This is a genomic window from Mycobacterium sp. 1423905.2 (assembly GCF_001673155.1).
Classification (GTDB): Bacteria; Actinomycetota; Actinomycetes; order Mycobacteriales; family Mycobacteriaceae; genus Mycobacterium.
Map to the genome: position 1 here is coordinate 21,638 of NZ_LZLE01000169.1, position 6,712 is coordinate 28,349.

The 6,712-nt window shown below is 68.2% G+C and carries 8 protein-coding genes and 1 pseudogene; 1 reads left to right on the forward strand and 8 read right to left on the reverse strand.

The annotated features are described in order from the left end of the window. Positions 1 to 42: 42 nt before the first annotated feature. The 8 genes and pseudogenes from A9W95_RS10115 to fadD8 form a co-directional block, all read right to left on the reverse strand. Positions 43 to 333 carry a hypothetical protein gene (locus A9W95_RS10115; protein ID WP_067411602.1) on the reverse strand — a complete coding sequence of 97 codons (291 nt, stop codon included), beginning with the start codon at positions 331 to 333 and terminating at the stop codon, positions 43 to 45. After that, positions 330 to 1,586 (reverse strand): inorganic phosphate transporter, encoded by a 1,257-nt coding sequence (locus tag A9W95_RS10120; protein ID WP_067411605.1) that lies wholly within the window; start codon positions 1,584 to 1,586, stop codon positions 330 to 332. Before A9W95_RS10120 ends, A9W95_RS10115 begins: the two co-directional genes overlap by 4 nt. A gap of 118 nt (positions 1,587 to 1,704) precedes the next feature. Next, on the reverse strand, positions 1,705 to 2,091 hold the full coding sequence (locus A9W95_RS10125) for a VOC family protein (RefSeq protein WP_067411608.1): 387 nt from the start codon (positions 2,089 to 2,091) through the stop codon (positions 1,705 to 1,707). Between the two features lie 39 nt (positions 2,092 to 2,130). Then, positions 2,131 to 3,012 (reverse strand): SDR family oxidoreductase, encoded by an 882-nt coding sequence (locus A9W95_RS10130; protein WP_067411611.1) that lies wholly within the window; start codon positions 3,010 to 3,012, stop codon positions 2,131 to 2,133. A 46-nt stretch (positions 3,013 to 3,058) separates the two neighbouring features. Continuing rightward, positions 3,059 to 3,961 carry a 1,4-dihydroxy-2-naphthoyl-CoA synthase gene (locus A9W95_RS10135; protein WP_067411614.1) on the reverse strand — a complete coding sequence of 301 codons (903 nt, stop codon included), beginning with the start codon at positions 3,959 to 3,961 and terminating at the stop codon, positions 3,059 to 3,061. Continuing rightward, on the reverse strand, positions 3,958 to 4,620 hold the full coding sequence (locus A9W95_RS10140; RefSeq protein ID WP_067411617.1) for a hypothetical protein: 663 nt from the start codon (positions 4,618 to 4,620) through the stop codon (positions 3,958 to 3,960). Before A9W95_RS10140 ends, A9W95_RS10135 begins: the two co-directional genes overlap by 4 nt. 3 nt (positions 4,621 to 4,623) lie before the next feature. Then, positions 4,624 to 5,073: a nitroreductase family deazaflavin-dependent oxidoreductase gene (locus A9W95_RS10145; RefSeq protein WP_067411625.1), complete on the reverse strand. Its 450-nt coding sequence runs from the start codon at positions 5,071 to 5,073 to the stop codon at positions 4,624 to 4,626. Between the two features lie 92 nt (positions 5,074 to 5,165). Continuing rightward, positions 5,166 to 6,497, reverse strand: a pseudogene (gene fadD8, locus A9W95_RS10150) (fatty-acid--CoA ligase FadD8); the annotation flags it as partial. On the opposite strand from fadD8, the gene A9W95_RS26820 reads away from it, so the two are divergent. Further along, positions 6,471 to 6,712: AMP-binding protein (locus A9W95_RS26820; RefSeq protein WP_371328052.1), on the forward strand; the 242-nt coding region annotated here is incomplete at its 3' end. The pseudogene fadD8 and the gene A9W95_RS26820 sit on opposite strands and share 27 nt — an antisense overlap.

The following is a 6,712-nucleotide window of genomic DNA, read 5'->3' on the forward strand; positions in this document are numbered from 1 at the left end:
GGAGCCGTCGACAAACTCTATGTCAACGATTTGTATTCGACGTTACTTGGGTTTGGCGCCGAGAAAAGCCCAGCCGGTGTGGTGTGCGATGAAGTCGCGGGCGATGTAGAGCACGCCGAGGACGATCACCGCCAGCACGATGGCGTAGATCAACCAGGCGATCCCCAGCAACAGCGGATTGCGCTGCGGCGCAACGCCATCCGCGTGGTTCTCGCCGGCGCCCGCGGCCTGGAACCGTACCCCCGCGGCGAACATGGCCGGCAGTGCGGCTCCCGCGAGCAAGCTGAACAGCAGGATCTTGAGGGTGGCCTGGTAGTTGAACCAGTCGTTCATGTGGGGTTACCCGCCTTGATCGCGTCGTCGGGGCCTAACCGGGGCTGCGCCGGCCCGGATCCGTTGCTGCCGTTGGTCGATCCGGGCCCTGCGGTCGGGGCCGACACCGACGGCTTGTCCAATCCGGCGGTCAGGTCGCCTTCCCACTCGGCGTTGACGTTGTTGTGGTCGACCTTCACCTTGCGAGAGCGGATGTAGATGGCTGCGGAGACCGCGACCAGCAGTGAGAAGCCGACGATCGCGCCGGGGTATCCGCCGATCAAGTGCACGATCCAGTAGGTGACGGCACCGACCAGTCCGGACAGCGGCAGGGTCACCAGCCACGCGGTCGCCATCCGGCCGGCCACGCCCCAGCGCACCTCGCCGCCGGGCTTGCCGACGCCGCTGCCCAGCACCGAACCGGTGCACACCTGCGTGGTGGACAGCGCGTAGCCGAAGTGGGCAGACAGCAAGATGACGGCGGCCGAGGAGGATTCGGCGGCCATGCCCTGCGGCGGCTGGATCTCCACCAGGCCCTTGCCCAGGGTGCGGATGATCCGCCAGCCACCCAGGTAGGTGCCCAACGCCATGGCCAGCGCGCAGCACACGATGACCCACAATGGCGGCATGGACGCGGTGCGGCTGACGGCGCCGTAGGACATCAGGGCCAGGAAGATGACGCCCATCGTCTTCTGCGCGTCATTGGTCCCGTGAGCCAGCGAGACCAGCGATGCCGAACCGATCTGGCCGCGCCGGAAGCCGTTGGCTGTGCGCGCCGGGCGCACCCCGCGGGTGATGCGGTAGACGGTCCAGGTGGCGACGGCGCCGACCACGATGGCCAGCGCCGCGGCGATGATCGCCGGGATGATCACCTTGGAGACCACGCCCTTCCAGATCACCCCGTGCCCGCCGACGGCGGCGATGGTGGCACCCACGATCCCGCCGATCAGCGCGTGCGAGGAGCTCGACGGGATGCCCAGCAGCCAGGTCAGCAAATTCCAGACGATGCCGCCGACCAGGCCGGCGAACACCAGCTCCAGCGTCACCAGGTTCGCGTCGATCAACCCTTTGGCGATGGTCGCCGCGACGGCGGTGGACAGGAACGCACCAACCAGGTTCAGCACCGCTGACAGCGCCACCGCGACCTTGGGCGCGAGCGCGCCGCTGGCGATGGAGGTCGCCATGGCGTTGCCGGTGTCGTGGAATCCGTTGGTGAAGTCAAAAGCCAACGCCGTGATGACGACGATGATCAAGAGGAACAAGTCGATGTTCACAGGCCATGATTCTGGTGGTAGGGGTATTGCGTTGTCGAACAGAGAAGTAGGCGAAACGCAGGTATACCGAGACTCGTCGCCAGATGTTACCTAGCAGTTCACCTTCGGTTCGCTCCGGTCATTGTCGAGTGTCCGTGCGCAGCGGATGGCCGGGGGGTATTTGGATGAAAATCAGGGTGATGCCGTCCGGGTCGGTCACGTGCATCTCGTGCAGACCCCAGGGTTCTTGCCGCGCCTCGCGGGTGATCGTCACACCGCGCTCGCGTAACTCGGACTGGGTGGCCTGAAGGTCGCGCACCTGCAGCCACAGCGCGCCCGGGAAGGGTCCTCGGGAGTGGTCCGGCTCGCCGTATCCGGCGAGCTCCAGCAAAGATTGCCCGGCGAAGAACACGGTGCCGGCGCCGTACTCGCGGGCGATGGCCAGACCGATCTCGTCGCGGTAGAAGCGCAAGGAACGCTGATAGTCCGCCGGCCGAAGCAGCATCCGACTGGCCAGGATCTCCATGGCCTCGTGTCTACCACGTTGGTCGCGGTGACCGGGTGGCTAACCGCTGCGCCGGTTCCCGCGCTGCATGAAGGCGTTGACCCAGCGGGGGCCGATGTTGTCCAGCGCCCTGGCGGCCAAGGCGATCCGGGGCGCGATCCGCACTGGGCGGGTACGCGCCGCGGTCACCATCCACCCACCGGCTTCCTCGGGTGTCAGGGCGGGCATGCCTTCGTAGGCCTTGGTCGGCGCGATCATCGGGGTGGCCACCAGCGGGTAATACAGCGTGGTGGAGTGCACGCCCTTGCTGCCCCACTCGGTTTCGATGATCCGGCTCACCGAGGCCAGCGCGGACTTCGACGCGTTGTAGACGGAGAACAGCGGCGAGGCTTCGGAGAGCACTCCCCAGGTGGCGACGTTGATGATGTGCCCGTCGCCGCGCTCGAGCATGCCCGGCGCCAGCCCGCGGATCAGCCGCAGCGGCGCGTAATAGTTGAGCACCATGGTCCGCTCGACGTCATGCCAGCGTTCCAGCGACTCGGCCAGCGGCCGCCGAATGGACCGGCCGGCGTTGTTGATCAGGATGTCCACCCCGCCGATGCGGTCCTGAACCTCGGCAACCAGTGCGTCGACGGCGTCCATGTCGGAGATGTCGCACGGCATCGAGATGGCCGCCCCGCCGGCGGTGGTGATCCGGTCGGCCACCGCGTCCAGCAGGTCCCGGCGGCGGGCGACGACCACGACGGTGGCGCCGAGCCGGGCGAACTGCTCGGCCCCGGCCTCGCCGATCCCCGAGGAGGCGCCGGTGAGCAGGATGCGCTTGCCGGCCAGCTCGACGGCTCTGATGGCGGGCCGGTTGACCAGGATCTGCGGGGCCACTGGCGGCCGCATGCCGGCCAAGGCGAATTGTTCGGTGACGCGGCGCAGTGGACTTTTACTCACAGGCGGAGTCTAGGGAGCCGCCCGCTGTGCCGGGCGTCACGCTCGCTCAGAAATAGCGCGGGAAGGGGCTCCAGTCGGGGGGGCGCTTTTCCAGGAAGGCGTCGCGGCCCTCGACGGCCTCGTCGGTCATATAGGCCAGCCGGGTCGCCTCACCGGCGAACAACTGCTGACCCACCAACCCGTCGTCGAGCAGGTTGAACGCGAACTTCAGCATGCGCTGGGCCTGGGGGGATTTGGCGTTGATCTCCGCCGCCCACTGCACGGCTTCGGTCTCCAGCTCGGCGTGCGCGACCACCGCGTTGACCGCGCCCATCCGGTGCATCTGTTCGGCGGTGTAGGGCCGGCCCAGGAAGAAGATCTCGCGGGCGAACTTCTGGCCCACCTGCCGGGCCAGGTACGCGCTGCCGTAGCCGCCGTCGAAGCTGCCGACGTCGGCGTCGGTCTGCTTGAACCGGGCATGTTCGCGGCTGGCCAGGGTGAGGTCACAGACCACGTGCAGGCTGTGCCCGCCGCCGGCCGCCCACCCGTTGACCAGGCAGATGACCACCTTGGGCATGAACCGGATCAGCCGTTGCACTTCCAAGATGTGCAGCCGGCCCGCGCGGGCGGCGTCTACGGTGTCGGCGGTCTCACCGCTCGCGTACTGATAGCCGCTGCGTCCGCGGATACGTTGGTCGCCGCCGGAGCAGAACGCCCAGCCCCCGTCTTTCGGCGACGGGCCGTTGCCGGTCAGCAGCACCACGCCGACGTCGGATGACATGCGGGCGTGGTCGAGCACCCGGTAGAGCTCGTCCACGGTGTGGGGCCGGAATGCGTTGCGCACCTCGGGCCGGTCGAAGGCCACCCGCACCGTGGCGTCGGTGACGTGGCGGTGGTAGGTGATGTCGGTCAGGTCGTCGAACCCGTCGACGGGCCGCCATTGGTCGGCGTGAAATGGGCTGTCGCTCAACGTTCGTGAACTCCGTCCTGAGTGATGGTGAGGTCGCCGCAGCTGATCGTCTGGGCGGAGGTGACCACCGGGTCGGTGGCCGACGCCGCCGTCAGGGTGTCGGACCGTCCGGGGGCCGCCCGCAGGTCGGTGAGGTCTATCTCGGTGCGGCGCACCGTCCAGCCCGAGTCGTCGAGGGCCTGCAGGCCGACCAATCGCCGGCCCTCGCCCAGGTCGCTGCAACCCACGCCGGTGCCGGTGCCCCGCAAGTTCTCCAAGTCGAACAAGAACGGCTTGCCGTAGTGGGCGTCGACAACGGTCTGCAGCCGGCAGTCGGTGTAGGCGTACAAACGCGCGCCGCGCCCGTCGCTGACGATCACCTGATGCCGCCCGTCGTCTTGGGCGTCGATGGCTAACGCGCTCAACGGGATTGGGCTCGCAGTGGTCACCCGAACGGCGCTGTTGGCGCCGGTGGCGGTGCTGACTCCGACCAGCCGAGTGGGGGAGATCCACAGCGTGTCCGGCTGCCCGTCGCCGTCGAGGTCAGCCACCTGCCGTTCGGCCGCACCCGGCGGGGCCGGGTCGCCACCGGGCGGGCACCCGGGCGCGGCCCCAGCCCGCGGCGCGGTCACCGTCAGCGCGGCCGCCGCCAGGGACACGACCAGCAGTACGCTGCGCATCGTTTAGATCGGGTCGAACCGGAAGACGGCGCACCGCCCGGCCAACGCCTCGAATTCCTCGGGGCGGCCGTCCTTGACGAGCCCGGACCGTTTCATGAAACCCACGCCGGTCGGCACCTCGGTGGGGAACGCCCGCAGCAGCGGTCTGGCTTCCTCGGCGGAGAGTTCGACCATCCGGACGCGTTCTTTGGTGCGGCCCCGGGTCAACGTCACTTCGCTTGCGGCTCTTGCGTTTTTGACCCAGTCCGCACCAGGGAAGCCGCCGACGACGTAGCGGTTGCCGTGCACCGTCATCGGTGTCACCGGCGTGGACCGCGGGGCGCCGGTCTTGCGGCCCGGCACGGTCAGGACGACGGGGCTTTCACCGCCGAAGTTCAGGCCCAGCTTCGACATCTGGATGAACACCTTGTTCGCCGGCTTCAGCCACCACGGCGGCTTGATCCGTTCAGCCATGGTTGCCACAGTAGTCACCACCGCCCAGTGTGCGGCCAGCCGCACATTCGAGGTCAAGTGTGCGGCTGCCCGCACACTCGACACCGCAGGCGTCAGCCGACGGCGCGGCCCGCGCCTTCCCAGAACTGGGCGCGCACGGCCTTCTTGTCCGGCTTGCCCAGTCCGGTCAACGGCAGCGAGTCGACGACCACCACCCGCTTGGGTGATTGCACCGAGCCCTTACGGTCTTTCACCGAGGCCTGGATCTCGGCCGTCATGGCCTCGATCGCGGCGTCGTCGCGGGGCGCGTCGGAGCGCAGCACCACCACGGCGGTGACGGCCTCGCCCCACTTGTCGTCCGGGGCCCCGACCACACACACCTGCGCGACCGCGGCGTGCTCGGCGACCACGTCTTCCACTTCACGGGGGAACACGTTGAAGCCGCCGGTGACGATCATGTCCTTGACCCGGTCGACGATGTAGTAGAAGCCGTCCTCGTCCTCGCGGGCCATGTCGCCGGTGTGCAGCCAGCCGTCTTTGAACGTCTCCGCGGTGGCCTCCGGAAGATTCCAGTAGCCGCCCGCCAACAACGGTCCGCTGACACAGATTTCACCCGGCTCGCCCTGGGGCACCGGCTTGCCGTCCTCGCCCAGCAGTGCCACCCGCGCGAACAGGGTGGGCCGGCCGCAGGAGGTCAGCCGCTTCTCGTCATGATCGGCCTTGGCCAGATAGGTGATCACCATCGGCGCCTCGGACTGCCCGTAGTACTGGGCGAAGATCGGGCCGAACCGGCGAATCGCCTCCGCCAGCCGCACCGGGTTGATCGCCGAGGCGCCGTAGTACACGGTCTCCAGCGACGACAGGTCACGGGTGTGCGAGTCGGGGTGGTCCATCAGCGCATACAACATCGACGGCACCAGCATGGTGGCCGTAATCCGTTGCTCCTCAATGACTCTGAGCACCTCGGCCGGATCGAACTTGGCCAGCACGATCATCTCCCCGCCCTTGACCAGGGTGGGCGTGAAGAACGCCGCGCCCGCATGCGACAGCGGAGTGCACATCAAAAACCGCGGATGCTCGGGCCATTCCCACTCGGCGAGCTGGATCGAGGTCATGGTGGCGATGTTCCCCGTGGTGCCGATGACGCCCTTGGGCTTGCCGGTGGTGCCGCCGGTATAGGTCAGGCCGCCGATGTGGTTCGGCGGCAGGTCGGCCACCACCAACGGCTTGGGCTGGTACTTGGCCGCCTCCGCCGACACGTCGACCGCGACCCCGTTCAGCGCTTCGGGCACCGGGCCGATGGTCAGGATCTGCTTGAGCGAGTCCACCTTTTCCAGCAACCCCAGCGCGCGTTCGACGAACATCGGGTTGGGGTCGATGATCAGCGCGGTGGCGCCGGCGTCGGAAAGCACGTAAGCGTGGTCGTCCAGCGAGCCGAGCGGATCAGCCAGTACATCCAGGCATTCGAGGCGCTGGGCGCCGGCACCGGCGTCACCGTCGGCCTGCTCTCGCTCAACCGACCCGAAGTGCTGATGATCTTGGGCGCCAGCCAGACCCAGGGATACCGGCGCACCGCCCTGCACCCGCTCGGCTCGCTGGACGACCACGCTTACGTGCTTTCCGACGCCGGCGCCACCGCGCTGATCATCGACCCCAACCC